The sequence below is a fragment of the Rhizobium azibense genome (assembly GCF_004342325.1).
Classification (GTDB): Bacteria; Pseudomonadota; Alphaproteobacteria; order Rhizobiales; family Rhizobiaceae; genus Rhizobium; species Rhizobium etli_B.
Map to the genome: position 1 here is coordinate 494145 of NZ_SMBJ01000004.1, position 13936 is coordinate 508080.

Here is a 13936-nt window from a genome sequence, read left to right on the forward strand (position 1 = left end):
GAACAGGGCATGGCCGGCCGCGATGACATCAAAGAAAAAACCGAAGGTCTACATCACCCGGAAACTGCCGGATGCGGTGGAAACCCGCATGCGAGAACTTTTCGACGCCGAGCTCAATATCGATGATTCGCCACGCTCTGCCTCTGAACTCATCGAGGCCGTAAAGACGGCCGACGTCCTGGTGCCGACGGTGACGGACCGCATTGATGCCGATCTTATCTCGCAGTCTGGTCCGCAAATGAAGCTGATCGCGAGCTTTTCGAACGGCACCGACCACATCGATGTCGAGGCGGCAGCCCGCAAGGGAATTACCGTTACCAACACGCCGAATGTTCTGACCGAGGACACGGCCGACATGACAATGGCGCTGATCCTGGCCGTGCCCCGGCGCCTCGGCGAAGGTGCACGGGTGCTTACCGACAAGCCCGGCGAATGGGCCGGATGGTCGCCGACCTGGATGCTCGGCCGGCGAATTCACGGCAAGCGCATCGGCATCGTCGGCATGGGCCGGATAGGCACAGCCGTTGCCCGCCGCGCCAAGGCCTTCGGCCTGTCGATCCACTATCACAACCGCAAGCGGGTGAGCCCGGCGACCGAGGACGAACTCGAGGCAACTTATTGGGAAAGCCTCGACCAGATGCTGGCACGGGTCGACATCGTTTCCATCAATTGCCCTTCGACGCCAGCAACCTTCCACTTGATTTCCGCTCGCCGCCTCGCGCTGCTGCAGCCGACCGCCTATATCGTCAACACCGCGCGCGGTGACGTCGTGGATGAGAGCGCCTTGATCAAATGCCTGAGGGAGGGAAAGATCGCCGGCGCCGGCCTCGACGTTTTCGAGAACGAACCTGCCGTCAACCCGAAGCTTGTCAAACTTGCAAACGAGGGCAAGGTGGTGCTGCTGCCGCACATGAGTTCGGCAACGATCGAAGGTCGCATCGATATGGGCGACAAGGTGATTATCAACATCCGCACCTTCATCGACGGCCACCGGCCGCCCAATCGCGTGCTGCCCGGCCGCTAGAGGGCGAGAACCTTGCGCATTTCGATATAGGTGATCCGATCGAAACCCGGATGAGATTTTTCGGCCGTCTTCGCAAAACCCCAGGCGGCAAAGACCGAATGGTTCTCGGTCAATTCGATTCGCGTTTCGAGCCGCAGCGCCGATAGCAGGCGCTCTTTCGCAGCCACCTCGGCTACCTGCAGCAAGAACTTTCCAACACCCCTGCCCTGCGCCTCCGGCGCGACCGCGAGTTTGCCGAGATAAAGACATCCAGGCTCAGGCCTCAAGAACATGCAGCCAAGCAAATCCTCGTCTTCAAGCGCGACGTAACCGATTTCTCTTACGGTTTTTTCGGCAAGTGATTGCGATGTCAGGCTCAGGGCCGAAGACGGCGGATTGATGCGGCCATTCATATGGGCGAAGGACGAGAGGATTAGTTGCAGCAGCTCGCTCCAGCGGTGGAAATTCCCATCGATCCGGACGATCTTCATGAACCGCTCGGCCCTTGAGCGCGGCGGCGCTTGTAACGGACGCTGTCGAAACGGACAGCAAGCGCATCGTAGAGCAGCAACCGGCCGATAAGCGGTTCCCCGGCGCCGGTAATGACCTTGATCGCCTCCATCGCCATCAGCGTGCCGATGACACCGGTCAATGCCCCGATGATGCCGGTTTCGGCGCAGGCGGGAATGAGGCCCTCCGGCGGGATTTCCGGAAATAGATCGCGATAGGCGGGGTTGAGCGCGCCGTCTTCGGCTCGTTCGTAAGGCTTCAGGACGGTCAAAGATCCGTCAAAACGGCCGACAGCACCGCTCACGAGCGGAATTTCCGCCAGTTCAGCGGCATCGGCTGCAGCGTATCGCGTCTCGAAATTGTCCGACGCATCGATCAGCAAGTCGAAGCCAGAAAGATGGCGGCGAGCGGACTCGGACGAAAAGCGCTCTTCGAAGCGGATGACGTTCACATGCGGATTTAGCCGGGCGATTGCAAAGGCGGCGCTTTGCGTCTTCAGATCGCCAATCGTGCCGGAATCATGGATGACCTGGCGCTGCAGATTGGAGAGCGAAACGCGATCGTCATCGGCAATGCCGAGTGTGCCGATCCCGGCAGCTGCGAGGTATTGCAGAACCGGTGCGCCGAGCCCGCCCGCGCCGATTACCAGCACACGCGCTGCCTTCAGTCTTTGCTGACCCGCTCCACCGATCTCAGGCAGCAGAATATGACGCTGATATCTTGCGATTTCTTCCGGGCTCAAGGGTTCCATGGACGCAATGCTATCATGGCCTGAAGGCGCGGGGAAAGCGGCATCCGTCATTCGAATACCCGGCCATCGGCAACAGTGAAGAATTGAGCGCGGTCGCCGAGGAGAGAAAACATCGAGCGATCGGTGCCGGTCATGAAGGCCTGGCCGCCAAGCGCATCGATGAGATCGAAGAGCGCGCCGCGGCGGGCCTCGTCGAGATGGGCGGCGATTTCATCAAGAAGCAGAACCGGCGCATGGCCAGTGAGATTGGCGACAAGCTTGGCATGGGCGAGGACCAGTCCGACAAGCAGCGCCTTCTGTTCGCCCGTCGAACAACGCTCCGCCTCCATCTGCTTTTCGCGGTGCCGGACCAGCAGATCGGCTCGGTGCGGGCCTTCAAGCGTGCGGCCGGCCCCGGCATCACGATAGCGGTTTTGAGCGAGCATCGCGGCATATTCATCTTCCAGGTCTACGGAAGGGCGCGCCAACTGACCATCCATGAAACCGGAAAGTTCGAGTGTGGCGGAGGGGAAAGGCGAAGTTTCGCGCGTTTCCTCTATCAGGCGGGAAAGCAGGCCGAGCATTTCTTCGCGCGCAAGCGCCATGGCGATGCCCAGGCTTGCCATCTGCTCTTCGATACCCGACAGCCAGGAGGGGTCGAAACGGCCGTCGTCCAAGAGTTTGTTGCGGCTGCGCATGGCGCGCTCGAAATCGGTGGCGCGGCGGCCGTGTGCAGGATCGAGCGATAGCACGAGGCGATCAAGAAAGCGGCGGCGGTCTGAAGATCCGCCGGCGAAAAGGCCATCCATGGCAGGCGTCAACCAGAGCACGCGCAGATGATCCGTCAACTCGTCGGCCGTCTTTGCCGGCGTGCCGTTGATGCGCAGCTTGCGGCCGGTATTGTCATCGCCAGAATCGATGCCAGTCCCGATTTCGACCTCACCTTCCATGCCGTCGAGCTCGGCAAAGATCGAAAAGCCCGCGGGGGCCCCGACCCGCGTGACATCTGCATAGGTGGCGCGGCGAAGACCACGGCCAGGCGAGAGGAAGGAAACCGCCTCCATCAGATTGGTCTTGCCGGCACCGTTGTCCCCCGTCAGCACGACATGGCGCCCATCGAGCGTCAGCGAAGCCGCCGCGTAGTTGCGGAAGTCGGTGAGCTTCAGGCGGGAAAGGGAAACCTTGTGGGGCATCGCACATCCGGATTCGGGGCATTGGGGCAGAGCTATGCCGAACGGAAGTTCATGGCAAGGGTCGGCTACGAGACAAGCCGCTTTAATAGCTGTGGGGGGCGGCTCTCGTTTCCGTTTTCGTATTTCCCAGGTGTTTCCACGGATATTCCTCTGGCAAAGAAAGAAGCCCCGATCAACTCCGCGATTTCGGCAGAAATCACTTTAGGCCACCGCAAAATTCTGAGACAACAAAATGTTCTGTGCTCTTAGACGCCGCGCCGGATCTGACAGGCAAACACCGGTTGAGTTTGCCAGGAGAGCAGACATGGAAACGGCGCCACCGGAGAGATTGTCTTCTCGATCGTCCTCACAGACGTCGCGCGTGACTACGTTAGACGAGGCAATATCCGCAGTCTGTAAACTTTTTTATGAGGCCTTGGGTTCCAGCGAAAGAGCCATCCACGGCGCAAAGCGACTGGAAATCGATCGTACTTCCCCGGTACTTTCCCATCGAACGACAGAACGGTTGAACGGAAGAAAACTTACAATTGAACTGGCTTGGGGAGATTTGGTGGAGCTAAGCGGGATCGAACCGCTGACCTCTTGCATGCCATGCAAGCGCTCTCCCAGCTGAGCTATAGCCCCATCAGGGTGGTCCGGGTATTGTATCCGGTCCTGGGATACTCCGTGGCATATGCCCGGCGGAGTGGCGGCTTCTTACTTGCGGTTTTCGCAGATGGCAAGCCAAAAAAACCGGCCCGGAGATTTTTTGTCGTCCGGGCCGTGCTTACGATCAGACTTCGTCGTCGTCGCCGGTGACGCCGATGATATCGCTCATGTCATCATCTTCATCGTCTTCGTCGGCTTCGAGGAACGTATCGTCGTCATCGCCTTCGATTTCGACGTCGTCGTCGCCGATATCCGGGATATCATCGCCGGATGCGCCTTCATCGGCGTCTTCCAGCGACACGAGTTCGACTTCGGTGTTTTCGGTATCGACTTCCTGAACCTCGTCTTCTTCGGCGATCTCGGCTGCTGCTGCCGATGTTTCCTGGAAGAAGGACAATGGGTAGGACTTTCCGGTATAAGGAGAAACGATCGGATCCCGGTTCAGATCGTAGAATTTCTTGCCGGTTTCCGGATCGGTGCGCTTGGTTCCAAGTTCCGCTTTCGCCACTATAAGCCTCGTGAGAATGGCCGAATGCTAAATTCGGCAAATGCCGTTCAAACCGGCGTTTCATCGGAATTTATAAGCCGGTCCCCATAATCGTTGCGGCCAACGATGTCAAAGCGAAACTTCGCGCTGCAATCAGTATGGACGAATGATCGTCAGATGACCGGCAAATAACATTGTGTTAGGTAGCGCCCGAAACGATAAACCAGCGAGACACAGATGTATCAATCGCCCCGTTTCAGGGAAAATGATCTGGCGACCCAGCAGCAGTTGATCCGCCCCCATCCATGGGTCGTGCGTGATGCTCCTGCGCATTTCATCCGAACGCAACCGAAAGCCGTCACCGGCGCCGAACCGAGATCACGACGATCCAAGCCAAGGTGGAAGGTCAGCCAAAACCGGCCGGTCGCCCATCGCGAAGGCGTGGCGGTAAGCATCGGCGGGACGACTGGTGAGGCCGAGATGCTGGATCTTGTGAAGCGCGACCGCAGGCTGGAAGGAAACCATTGAGCAAGACATTTATAATCGCCATCGATGGACCCGCAGCCGCGGGCAAGGGCACGCTTTCGCGGCAGATCGCCGATGAGTACGGCTTTCATCATCTCGATACTGGCCTGACTTATCGAGCGGCTGCGAAGGCGTTGCTCGATGCCGGCCTGCCGCTCGATAACGAGCAGGTCGCCGAAAAAATAGCTCGCGAAGTTGAACTGGGCGGCCTCGAGCGCGATATACTTTCAAGGCATGAGATCGGCGAAGCCGCCTCAAGGATTGCCGTCATGCCCGCCGTGCGCCGGGCGCTGGTGGACGCGCAGCGGCGGTTTTCGCAGAAGGCTCCCGGAACAGTGCTCGACGGACGTGATATCGGCACCGTCGTCTGCCCGGATGCTCCGGTTAAGCTTTATGTGACTGCTTCCCCGGAGGTGCGCGCCAGGCGCCGCTACCAGGAGATCATCGGCAAGGGGGCAACGGCAGATTTCGATGCGATCTTCGAGGACGTGAAGCGGCGCGACGAACGCGATATGGGACGGGCCGACAGCCCCTTGAAACCAGCGGAAGAAGCACACTTGCTTGATACGTCGGAAATGAGTATAGAGGCCGCGTTTCAAGCTGCGAAATCGATCATCGACGCAGCATTGAGGCGAAACAGCTGAATTCGAGCGATCGTTCCGTGCTTTTGCCGGGAAGCGCTTTATTAAAAGCCTGAAATTCCGTCCAAGCGCCGGATTGCTTCCTTGCAAGGAGGCGGACTGGGTTCAGGCCCGTTCAACACGAACCAACCGGCGCATACGTGGGCCTTGTCAGTATCAAAGGTCACGCAGGAGATTTTATGTCAGTAGCTACTCCCTCTCGCGAGGATTTCGCGGCCCTTCTCGAAGAGTCCTTTGCCAAGAACGATCTGGCTGAAGGCTATGTCACCAAGGGCATCGTCACCGGCATCGAAAAGGATGTCGCCGTTGTCGACGTCGGCCTGAAGGTCGAAGGCCGCATCGCGCTCAAGGAATTCGGCGCGAAAGCCAAGGATGGTTCGCTGAAGGTCGGCGACGAAGTCGAAGTTTATGTCGAGCGTATCGAAAACGCGCTTGGCGAGGCGGTTCTGTCGCGCGAGAAGGCTCGCCGCGAAGAAAGCTGGATCAAGCTTGAAGCAAAGTTCGAAGCCGGCGAGCGCGTCGAAGGCGTGATCTTCAACCAGGTCAAGGGCGGCTTCACTGTCGACCTCGACGGTGCGATCGCCTTCCTGCCGCGTTCTCAGGTCGACATCCGTCCGATCCGCGACGTGTCTCCGCTGATGCACAACCCGCAGCCCTTCGAAATCCTCAAGATGGACAAGCGCCGCGGCAACATCGTGGTTTCGCGCCGTACGGTTCTGGAAGAGTCCCGTGCCGAGCAGCGTTCTGAAATCGTTCAGAACCTCGAAGAAGGCCAGGTTGTTGACGGCGTCGTCAAGAACATCACCGATTACGGTGCGTTCGTTGACCTCGGCGGCATCGACGGCCTTCTGCACGTCACCGACATGGCATGGCGCCGTGTGAACCACCCGTCGGAAATCCTGAACATCGGCCAGCAGGTCAAGGTTCAGATCATCCGCATCAACCAGGAAACCCACCGAATCTCGCTTGGCATGAAGCAGCTCGAGAGCGATCCGTGGGATGGCATCCAGGCAAAGTATCCTGAAGGCAAGAAGATTTCCGGTACGGTCACGAACATCACCGACTACGGTGCTTTCGTCGAGCTGGAGCCGGGCATCGAGGGCCTGATCCACATCTCCGAAATGTCCTGGACCAAGAAGAACGTACACCCCGGCAAGATCCTGTCCACGAGCCAGGAAGTCGAAGTGGTCGTCCTCGAAGTCGATCCGTCCAAGCGCCGTATTTCGCTCGGCCTCAAGCAGACGCTGGAAAATCCGTGGGCAGCTTTCGCCCGCAATCATCCGGCCGGCACTGAAGTCGAAGGCGAAGTCAAGAACAAGACCGAATTCGGCCTGTTCATCGGTCTCGACGGCGACGTCGACGGCATGGTGCATCTCTCCGATCTCGACTGGAACCGTCCGGGCGAACAGGTCATCGAAGAGTTCAACAAGGGCGACGTCGTCAAGGCAGTCGTTCTCGACGTCGACGTCGAGAAGGAACGCATCTCGCTCGGCATCAAGCAGCTCGGCAAGGATGCGGTTGGCGAAGCAGCTGCTTCGGGCGACCTGCGCAAAAATGCTGTCGTTTCCTGCGAAGTGATCGCAGTCAACGACGGCGGCATCGAAGTGAAGCTCGTCGACCACGAAGACATCACTTCGTTCATCCGCCGCGCCGACCTGTCGCGCGACCGCGACGAGCAGCGTCCCGAACGCTTCTCGGTTGGTCAGGTTGTTGACGCCCGCGTCACCAACTTCTCCAAGAAGGACCGCAAGATCATGCTGTCCATCAAGGCTCTGGAAATCGCAGAAGAGAAGGAAGCTGTCGCTCAGTTCGGTTCGTCCGATAGCGGCGCTTCGCTCGGCGACATCCTTGGCGCGGCTCTGAAGAACCGCGGCGAGTAATCGTTAAGCTTTGAAATAATGAACCCGCTGGAGCGATTCCGGCGGGTTTTTTATTGCTTGGACGGCTATTCCCAGCCGACCATCCGCTGATAGAGTGCGTAAACCGGATCGGCGACGGCATTGCCGCTTGTGCCAGCGTCGACCTCGGGCAGATCCTGAGGCGCGACGCCTTCGGCGCGTTGCTGGCCTTCAGCCTCTTCCTCCCGATGATCGCTGCCCCTGTCGGCCTGCTGCTCGCCCTCGCAGCCACTGCCTTCGTAGTCGCGACGATGCATTTCGCCGTCGCGGCGTTGGGCACCGTCCTTGGCGAACTGGTAAGGATGCTGGGTGTATGGCATCCCATCAATCGGCTTCAGCAAACCTGATTTCTCCATGACCTCGGCAATATCGGCAGGGAGAAGCTGCGGCTGCGCCACGATGTCTTTCTGCTGGTGGATAATCTGTGCGGGTTCGGCAACCGGCAACCGCGCACTCACCACTGCCTGCTGCAGCTTCAAAGGGGTCGCAGCTTCCGAAAGGTCAGCCGGCGCCGGCACTTTCTCGGCCACCGTATCCGCGGTTGTCGTTTCGGTTGTCGCCGGCACCGCTGCCAGATCATCCAGGAGCATGGCTGTTTCCTGCTCGCCGATGATTGCGACGATGAGCTCGGAAGCTTCTTCGGTCATCGAGGCAAGAACACCGGTCCAGACCTTCGGAATAGCCGGCTCCGAATGATCAGGGCGCACCGCCGGGATCTGAGCTTCAACGCCCGTCGGCTCGTCGACCAGCGTCAGCGTTTCCGTCGAGACCGGATCCATGGCCTGCACGTCGATCGCGTCAGGGAGTTCGAGCCGATTGCCTTCTGCGCGCGCAGGCTCTTCATAGGCCGCCTCGGCCGGTTTGACCGGCTGCTCCGCCAATTCGGCAACGAGCACGGCTGGCGCAAGCAGCACTGCTCTTCCGGTTGAAAGCGGTGCCTGAGCCTCCCCTACAGGCGATTGCTGAGCCTTTGCGATTGACAGCAGTTTCTCTTCCTGGATCAGGATGTTTGGCCGTGCTTCCGGGCGCAGAGGCGAAGCATCGTTCTGGCGATAGGAGCGAACGACGGCGCGGGCCGCCAGATCACGATCCTTATAACGGATCGTTTCAAGATAGGCGATCACACGGGCTGCCTGCGGACCGGCCGGATTCTTCAGCGCCTCGGCAATCAACCGCAGCGGCAGAGTATGACCCGCTCCCACGAGCTTGGTCTCGATCTCGTTGATCCGGGCAGCCGGAAGCTTTTGGATGGCTTCTGCGAGGCGCGATGCAAAAGCGAGGTTGCTTTCCGATTCCCTGCGCGGCAGCGGCAGCGCGCGCGAGGCGGCATTGATGGCATCGAGCAGCGCATCGAACATGCGCTCGCGAGCGGCTGCCAGAAGGATATTGAGCTTGCCGGCAATCGCTGAATTGAGGTCTGTGGCTTCGACTGCCTGGGCCGGCGTCGGCGCAACGGCGGAACGACCCAGCCCGCTGGCAACGATCACCTCGGTTTGGCCGTGGGAGGAAAGGCTTGCATTTGACGCTGCACGAACCGGAGTCAACATGGCATGCTCCTTTTGTCGCAAAGTGACGATGGAAGCAGATCACAAGAGGACCGCGCTCATCCGGCCCCTCGCATTCTCCCGCAGATCCTCCTGTCCGCATGGCGCGTCATCGCACCGACGAATGCATAAAAATTGATGATAATCTTACCGAAATCTCTTTAACGAAACGCTAACAGCCGGACGCGATCAAGTCTCGCCCGGCCGCGACAGCATTTGAAGACTTCAACTATGGGCGAAGATATCGGCCTCTTCCCAGCCGAGCAGATCGAGTTTGGCGCGGGTCGGCAGAAATTCGAAGCAGGCGGTCGCGTGGTCGATACGACCGTCGCGGATCAGCCGCTCAGTCAGCTTGTCGCGCAACGCATGCAGGTAGAGCACATCGGAGGCGGCATATTCGAGCTGAGCCGGCGATAGGGTCGCCGCTGCCCAATCCGACGACTGCTGGACCTTGGAGATGTCGACGTCGAGCATTTCCTTGAGATTGTCCTTCAGGCCGTGGCGATCCGTATAGGTGCGACATAGGCGCGATGCGATCTTGGTGCAGAAGACAGGCGCCGTGGTGACGGCGAAGGTGTGGAACAGCACGGCGATATCGAAGCGTCCATAATGGAAGATCTTTAGGCGAGCAGGATCGGCGAACATCGCGACCAGATTCGGCGCTTCCTTCTGTCCGGCGGCAATGCGGATGACATCGGCGGTGCCGTCACCCGGCGAAAGCTGTACGACACAGAGCCGGTCGCGGCGTGGCACGAGGCCGAGCGTTTCCGTATCGATCGCGATCGCGCCCGTATAACGGGCGGCGTCCTGCTCTGAAATATCGCCTTCGTGGTAACGGATGGTGGCGGCCATGGCTGTCTCTTATCGTTTCAATGTCTCACGTCGCGCTATAGCGCAAAGGCAGCCGCAGCGATACCGCTTTGAAGCTCTTCGAGCGTTAGAATGTCGGTGGCGTGTTGATCCACAGGAGAACAGTCTCGCCATCGTGGCGATTGCGCCAGGAATGATAGCGGCGGCTTTCGAAGTAGAGCGAGTCGCCGGGGCCGAGATCGAAGAACTGGTCGGAATCGAGAACGAGCTCAAGGCGGCCGGAAAGCACATGCATGAATTCCTCGCCTTCATGCCGGTAGGCGCCTTCGCTGGCAGCCCCCGGTGCCAGCACGAAACGATGGCAATCCATCATACGTCGGCCTTCGGCCAGCAGCTGTACCGAAACGCCGGGCGTCGTCTGCGGCCAGGTGCGCCATTCGCCCGAACGGACGATTGCGGGAACGTCCTGGCTCTCCTCGCCGGAGAGGCGCGAGACTGTGGTGCCGTAATATTCGGCGAGATCGTGCAGCGTCTTGAAACTGACGCCCTGCGACGTGCGTTCCAGTGTCGACAGGGTCGAAGAGGTGATGCCCATCTCGCTCGCCACCTGCTCGAGCGTCTTTTCTGCCGCATGACGAAGACTGCGCAGCCGGCGGCCGATGTCGGACGTGCTGCTGCTCTCGGCGTTTTCGGTCGACGGTTCCTCGCTTTCCAGTGCCTCGCGGATCGCCGCCGGGTTTAGCCCGCGCTCGACGCGATACCACGAAATCCGCTTCAGACGGGCGACATCCTCGGCACTGTATTGGCGATGGCCGGTTTGGGAGCGGTCGGGAACGACCAGGCCCTGGCTTTCCCACAGGCGGGCCGTTGAGGCGGAAATGCCTGCCAGTCTTGCCGCTTCGGCCACCTTGTAGCGTACCGGACCGTTGTTGTTCATCAAGCGATAAATCCCTGGTTCCATTTTTGTCTTTGGCGCTGTGCGGGCACACTCTTCCGGCGCGGGCATCCATCAAAAAGCGTGATGTTTGAAGCAAAAAATGCCGCTTGATTTCCTGCAGGAAAAATGTAGGTATTTGTAACTTCCTTGCAGAAATTATGCAAGATAATTCCTCCCTTCCAGCGCAGGAGCGCGAGCCCACGATGAACACGATCACCCTTACGAACCGGAAGAATGCCGCTATATCGCGCGGCGTTGGCATGACCACGCAGATCTATGCCGACCGGGCGGAGAATGCCGAGATCTGGGACAAGGAGGGACGCCGCTACATCGACTTCGCAGCCGGCATCGCAGTGCTCAACACGGGCCACCGCCATCCGCGGGTGATCGCCGCGGTAAAAGATCAACTCGACCACTTCACCCATACCTGCCATCAAGTCGTGCCTTATGAAAGCTACGTGCATCTCGCCGAACGTCTGAACGCGCTGGCGCCCGGAAGCTTTGCCAAGAAGACGATCTTCGTGACGACGGGCGCCGAGGCTGTCGAGAACGCCGTGAAGATAGCGCGTGCCGCCACCGGCCGCTCCGCCGTCATCGCCTTTGGCGGCGGCTTCCATGGCCGCACCTTTATGGGCATGGCGCTGACCGGCAAGGTCGTGCCCTACAAGGTTGGCTTTGGCGCGATGCCGGGCGATGTTTTCCACGTGCCTTTCCCCGTCGAGATGCATGGCGTGTCAACTGAACAGTCGCTTGCCGCCCTGAAGAGGCTTTTCGCCGCCGATGTCGATCCGCAGCGCGTCGCCGCCATCATCATCGAGCCGGTTCAGGGCGAAGGCGGGTTCTATCCTGCACCGGTCGCATTCATGAAGGCGCTACGCGAACTTTGCGACCAGCACGGCATTCTGTTGATTGCCGACGAGGTGCAGACGGGCTTTGCGCGCACGGGCAAGATGTTTGCCATGAACCACCATGAGGTCGCGCCCGACCTGATGACGATAGCAAAAAGCCTTGCCGGCGGCTTTCCCCTGGCTGCCGTCACCGGCCGCGCGGAAGTCATGGATGCACCGGGCCCGGGCGGTCTCGGCGGCACCTATGGCGGCAACCCTCTCGGCATCGCCGCAGCGCACGCCGTGCTCGACGTCATCAAGGACGAGGACCTCTGCAACCGGGCCAACCAGCTCGGCAGCCGCCTGAAGCAACGGCTGGAATCTCTGCGCGACAAGGTGCCGGAAATCGCCGACATCCGCGGCCCGGGCTTCATGAACGCCATCGAGTTCAATGACAAGGTGACAAACCTGCCGAGCGCGGATTTCGCCAACAAGGTCCGCCTGATCGCGCTGGAGAAGGGTCTCATTCTTTTGACCTGCGGCGTGCACGCAAACGTCATTCGCTTCCTTGCCCCGATCACCATCCAGGACAATATCTTCGTCGAAGCGCTCGATATCCTCGAAACCTCGATCCTTCAAGCAAGTGCGGGCAACTAAACCGCCCTTCGGAGTTAATGACATGTCATTCACGACTGCACTGACCAAGCATGTGCCCTTTTCCTCGCCGTTCCTTCGCGACTGCGGATACGTCAAGGGCGAATGGACGAGGGGCGAAGCGACGAAAACCTTCGACGTCTTGAACCCGGCAACAGGCGAAGTGCTCGCCTCGCTGCCGGACATGGGTGCTGCCGACACCCGCAAGGCGATCGAGGCGGCCCATGCGGCGCAACCTGCATGGGCAGCACGTCCTGCAAGGGAGCGTAGCGCCATCCTGCGCAAGTGGTTCGACCTGATGGTCGCCAACGCCGATGAGCTGGCGGCGATCCTGACGGCGGAAATGGGTAAGCCCTTTCCTGAAGCACGCGGCGAGATCCTTTATGCCGCCGCTTATATCGAATGGTATGCAGAGGAAGCCAAGCGCATCTACGGCGAAACGATTCCCGCTCCTTCCAACGACAAGCGCATGATCGTCATCAAGCAGCCGGTCGGAGTCGTCGGCACCATCACGCCCTGGAACTTCCCGGCGGCGATGATCACCCGCAAGATCGCTCCGGCGCTAGCTGTCGGCTGCACGGTCGTGTCGAAACCCGCCGAGCAGACCCCGCTCTCAGCGATCGCGCTCGCAGTTCTTGCCGAACAGGCCGGCGTCCCGGCTGGTGTCTTCAACGTCATTGTCGGCCAAGACGGTCCGGCGATCGGCAAGGAGCTTTGCAGCAACGACAAAGTGCGCAAGATCAGCTTTACCGGTTCGACGGAAGTCGGCCGCATCCTGATGCGCCAGTGCGCCGACCAGATCAAGAAGGTCAGCCTCGAGCTCGGCGGTAACGCACCTTTCATCGTCTTTGACGATGCCGATCTCGATGCCGCCGTCGAAGGTGCGATCGCCTCGAAATATCGCAATGCCGGCCAGACTTGCGTTTGCGCCAATCGACTCTACGTCCAGTCAGGCGTCTACGACGCTTTTGCGGCCAAGCTGGCAGCAAAGGTCGAAGCCATGTCCGTCGGCAACGGCTTCGATGCAGGCGTCACGATCGGACCGCTGATCGACGCGCAAGGCCTTGCGAAGGTCGAAGATCACGTCAGCGACGCGCTTTCCAAGGGCGCCAGGGTGCTGACCGGCGGCAAGCGCATCGCAGGCGCCGGCACCTTCTTTACGCCGACCGTATTGACTGATGTTGCCCGCGGCATGAAGGTAGCGCGTGAAGAGACTTTCGGTCCTGTTGCTCCACTCTTCCGCTTCGATACTGTTGAAGAGGTGATTCAACAGGCGAACGACACCGAATTCGGCCTTGCCGCTTATTTCTTCGCCGGTGATCTTAAGAAGGTCTGGAAGGTTGCCGAAGCGCTGGAATATGGCATGGTCGGTATCAATACCGGCCTGATGTCGACGGAAACGGCGCCTTTCGGTGGTGTCAAGCAGTCCGGGCACGGCCGCGAAGGTTCGCGCCATGGCGTCGACGATTATCTCGAAATGAAATATCTCTGCATCGGCAATCTCTGAGCCCGAAAAGGGCGCCGTGGAG

The 13936-nt window shown here is 59.8% G+C and carries 13 protein-coding genes and 1 tRNA gene; 6 read left to right on the forward strand and 8 right to left on the reverse strand.

Features of this window, described 5'->3' with window-relative positions; translation table 11 throughout:
• Positions 1–22: 22 nt before the first annotated feature.
• Positions 23–1024 (forward strand): 2-hydroxyacid dehydrogenase, encoded by a 1002-nt coding sequence (locus EV130_RS12895; RefSeq protein WP_074059739.1) that lies wholly within the window; start codon positions 23–25, stop codon positions 1022–1024.
• On the opposite strand, the gene EV130_RS12900 is transcribed toward EV130_RS12895, so the two are convergent.
• The 5 genes from EV130_RS12900 to EV130_RS12920 form a co-directional block, all read right to left on the reverse strand.
• Positions 1021–1494 carry a GNAT family N-acetyltransferase gene (locus EV130_RS12900; RefSeq protein ID WP_132660492.1) on the reverse strand — a complete coding sequence of 158 codons (474 nt, stop codon included), beginning with the start codon at positions 1492–1494 and terminating at the stop codon, positions 1021–1023. The two genes, EV130_RS12895 and EV130_RS12900, sit on opposite strands and share 4 nt — an antisense overlap.
• Entirely contained in the window at positions 1491–2315 is an 825-nt protein-coding gene (locus EV130_RS12905) for a molybdopterin-synthase adenylyltransferase MoeB (protein WP_074059737.1), read from the reverse strand. Before EV130_RS12905 ends, EV130_RS12900 begins: the two co-directional genes overlap by 4 nt.
• Entirely contained in the window at positions 2312–3436 is a 1125-nt protein-coding gene (gene recF, locus EV130_RS12910) for a DNA replication/repair protein RecF (RefSeq protein WP_074059736.1), read from the reverse strand. Before recF ends, EV130_RS12905 begins: the two co-directional genes overlap by 4 nt.
• Before the next feature lie 548 nt (positions 3437–3984).
• Positions 3985–4060 (reverse strand) — tRNA-Ala (locus tag EV130_RS12915).
• A 148-nt stretch (positions 4061–4208) separates the two neighbouring features.
• Positions 4209–4592: a TIGR02300 family protein gene (locus tag EV130_RS12920; RefSeq protein WP_074059735.1), complete on the reverse strand. Its 384-nt coding sequence runs from the start codon at positions 4590–4592 to the stop codon at positions 4209–4211.
• 216 nt (positions 4593–4808) lie between these two features.
• On the opposite strand from EV130_RS12920, the gene EV130_RS12925 reads away from it, so the two are divergent.
• From EV130_RS12925 to rpsA, 3 genes are all read left to right on the forward strand, one after another.
• A complete protein-coding gene (locus EV130_RS12925; RefSeq protein ID WP_074059734.1) occupies positions 4809–5099 on the forward strand; it encodes a hypothetical protein in 291 nt (96 codons plus the stop codon).
• Complete coding sequence (gene cmk, locus EV130_RS12930) at positions 5096–5740, forward strand: (d)CMP kinase (RefSeq protein ID WP_074059733.1); 645 nt, start codon at positions 5096–5098, stop codon at positions 5738–5740. The genes EV130_RS12925 and cmk overlap by 4 nt, the downstream gene beginning before the upstream one ends.
• A gap of 176 nt (positions 5741–5916) precedes the next feature.
• Positions 5917–7617, forward strand: a complete 1701-nt coding sequence (rpsA, locus tag EV130_RS12935; RefSeq protein WP_022713201.1) for a 30S ribosomal protein S1 — start codon at positions 5917–5919, stop codon at positions 7615–7617.
• Positions 7618–7682: 65 nt separating this feature from the next.
• On the opposite strand, the gene EV130_RS12940 is transcribed toward rpsA, so the two are convergent.
• The 3 genes from EV130_RS12940 to EV130_RS12950 form a co-directional block, all read right to left on the reverse strand.
• Positions 7683–9182, reverse strand: a complete 1500-nt coding sequence (locus tag EV130_RS12940) for a hypothetical protein (RefSeq protein WP_074059732.1) — start codon at positions 9180–9182, stop codon at positions 7683–7685.
• Positions 9183–9404: 222 nt separating this feature from the next.
• Positions 9405–10031 carry a ribonuclease D gene (locus EV130_RS12945; RefSeq protein WP_074059731.1) on the reverse strand — a complete coding sequence of 209 codons (627 nt, stop codon included), beginning with the start codon at positions 10029–10031 and terminating at the stop codon, positions 9405–9407.
• A gap of 85 nt (positions 10032–10116) precedes the next feature.
• Positions 10117–10926, reverse strand: a complete 810-nt coding sequence (locus EV130_RS12950) for a cupin domain-containing protein (protein WP_074062998.1) — start codon at positions 10924–10926, stop codon at positions 10117–10119.
• 203 nt (positions 10927–11129) lie between these two features.
• Between EV130_RS12950 and EV130_RS12955 the strand changes: the two genes are divergently transcribed.
• On the forward strand, positions 11130–12410 hold the full coding sequence (locus EV130_RS12955) for a 4-aminobutyrate--2-oxoglutarate transaminase (RefSeq protein WP_132660494.1): 1281 nt from the start codon (positions 11130–11132) through the stop codon (positions 12408–12410).
• A gap of 22 nt (positions 12411–12432) precedes the next feature.
• A complete protein-coding gene (locus EV130_RS12960; RefSeq protein WP_074059730.1) occupies positions 12433–13914 on the forward strand; it encodes an NAD-dependent succinate-semialdehyde dehydrogenase in 1482 nt (493 codons plus the stop codon).
• The last annotated feature ends 22 nt before the right edge of the window (positions 13915–13936 follow it).

Bases quoted from the DNA above. Each gene is read 5' to 3' on its own strand.
- EV130_RS12955 (WP_132660494.1), top strand. From the start codon at position 11,130: ATGAACACGATCACCCTTACGAACCGGAAGAATGCCGCTATATCGCGC.
- EV130_RS12950 (WP_074062998.1), bottom strand. From the start codon at position 10,926: ATGAACAACAACGGTCCGGTACGCTACAAGGTGGCCGAAGCGGCAAGA.
- EV130_RS12905 (WP_074059737.1), bottom strand. From the start codon at position 2,315: ATGACGGATGCCGCTTTCCCCGCGCCTTCAGGCCATGATAGCATTGCG.
- EV130_RS12940 (WP_074059732.1), bottom strand. From the start codon at position 9,182: ATGTTGACTCCGGTTCGTGCAGCGTCAAATGCAAGCCTTTCCTCCCAC.
- recF (WP_074059736.1), bottom strand. From the start codon at position 3,436: ATGCCCCACAAGGTTTCCCTTTCCCGCCTGAAGCTCACCGACTTCCGC.
- EV130_RS12895 (WP_074059739.1), top strand. From the start codon at position 23: ATGACATCAAAGAAAAAACCGAAGGTCTACATCACCCGGAAACTGCCG.
- EV130_RS12960 (WP_074059730.1), top strand. From the start codon at position 12,433: ATGTCATTCACGACTGCACTGACCAAGCATGTGCCCTTTTCCTCGCCG.
- rpsA (WP_022713201.1), top strand. From the start codon at position 5,917: ATGTCAGTAGCTACTCCCTCTCGCGAGGATTTCGCGGCCCTTCTCGAA.
- EV130_RS12925 (WP_074059734.1), top strand. From the start codon at position 4,809: ATGTATCAATCGCCCCGTTTCAGGGAAAATGATCTGGCGACCCAGCAG.
- EV130_RS12900 (WP_132660492.1), bottom strand. From the start codon at position 1,494: ATGAAGATCGTCCGGATCGATGGGAATTTCCACCGCTGGAGCGAGCTG.
- EV130_RS12945 (WP_074059731.1), bottom strand. From the start codon at position 10,031: ATGGCCGCCACCATCCGTTACCACGAAGGCGATATTTCAGAGCAGGAC.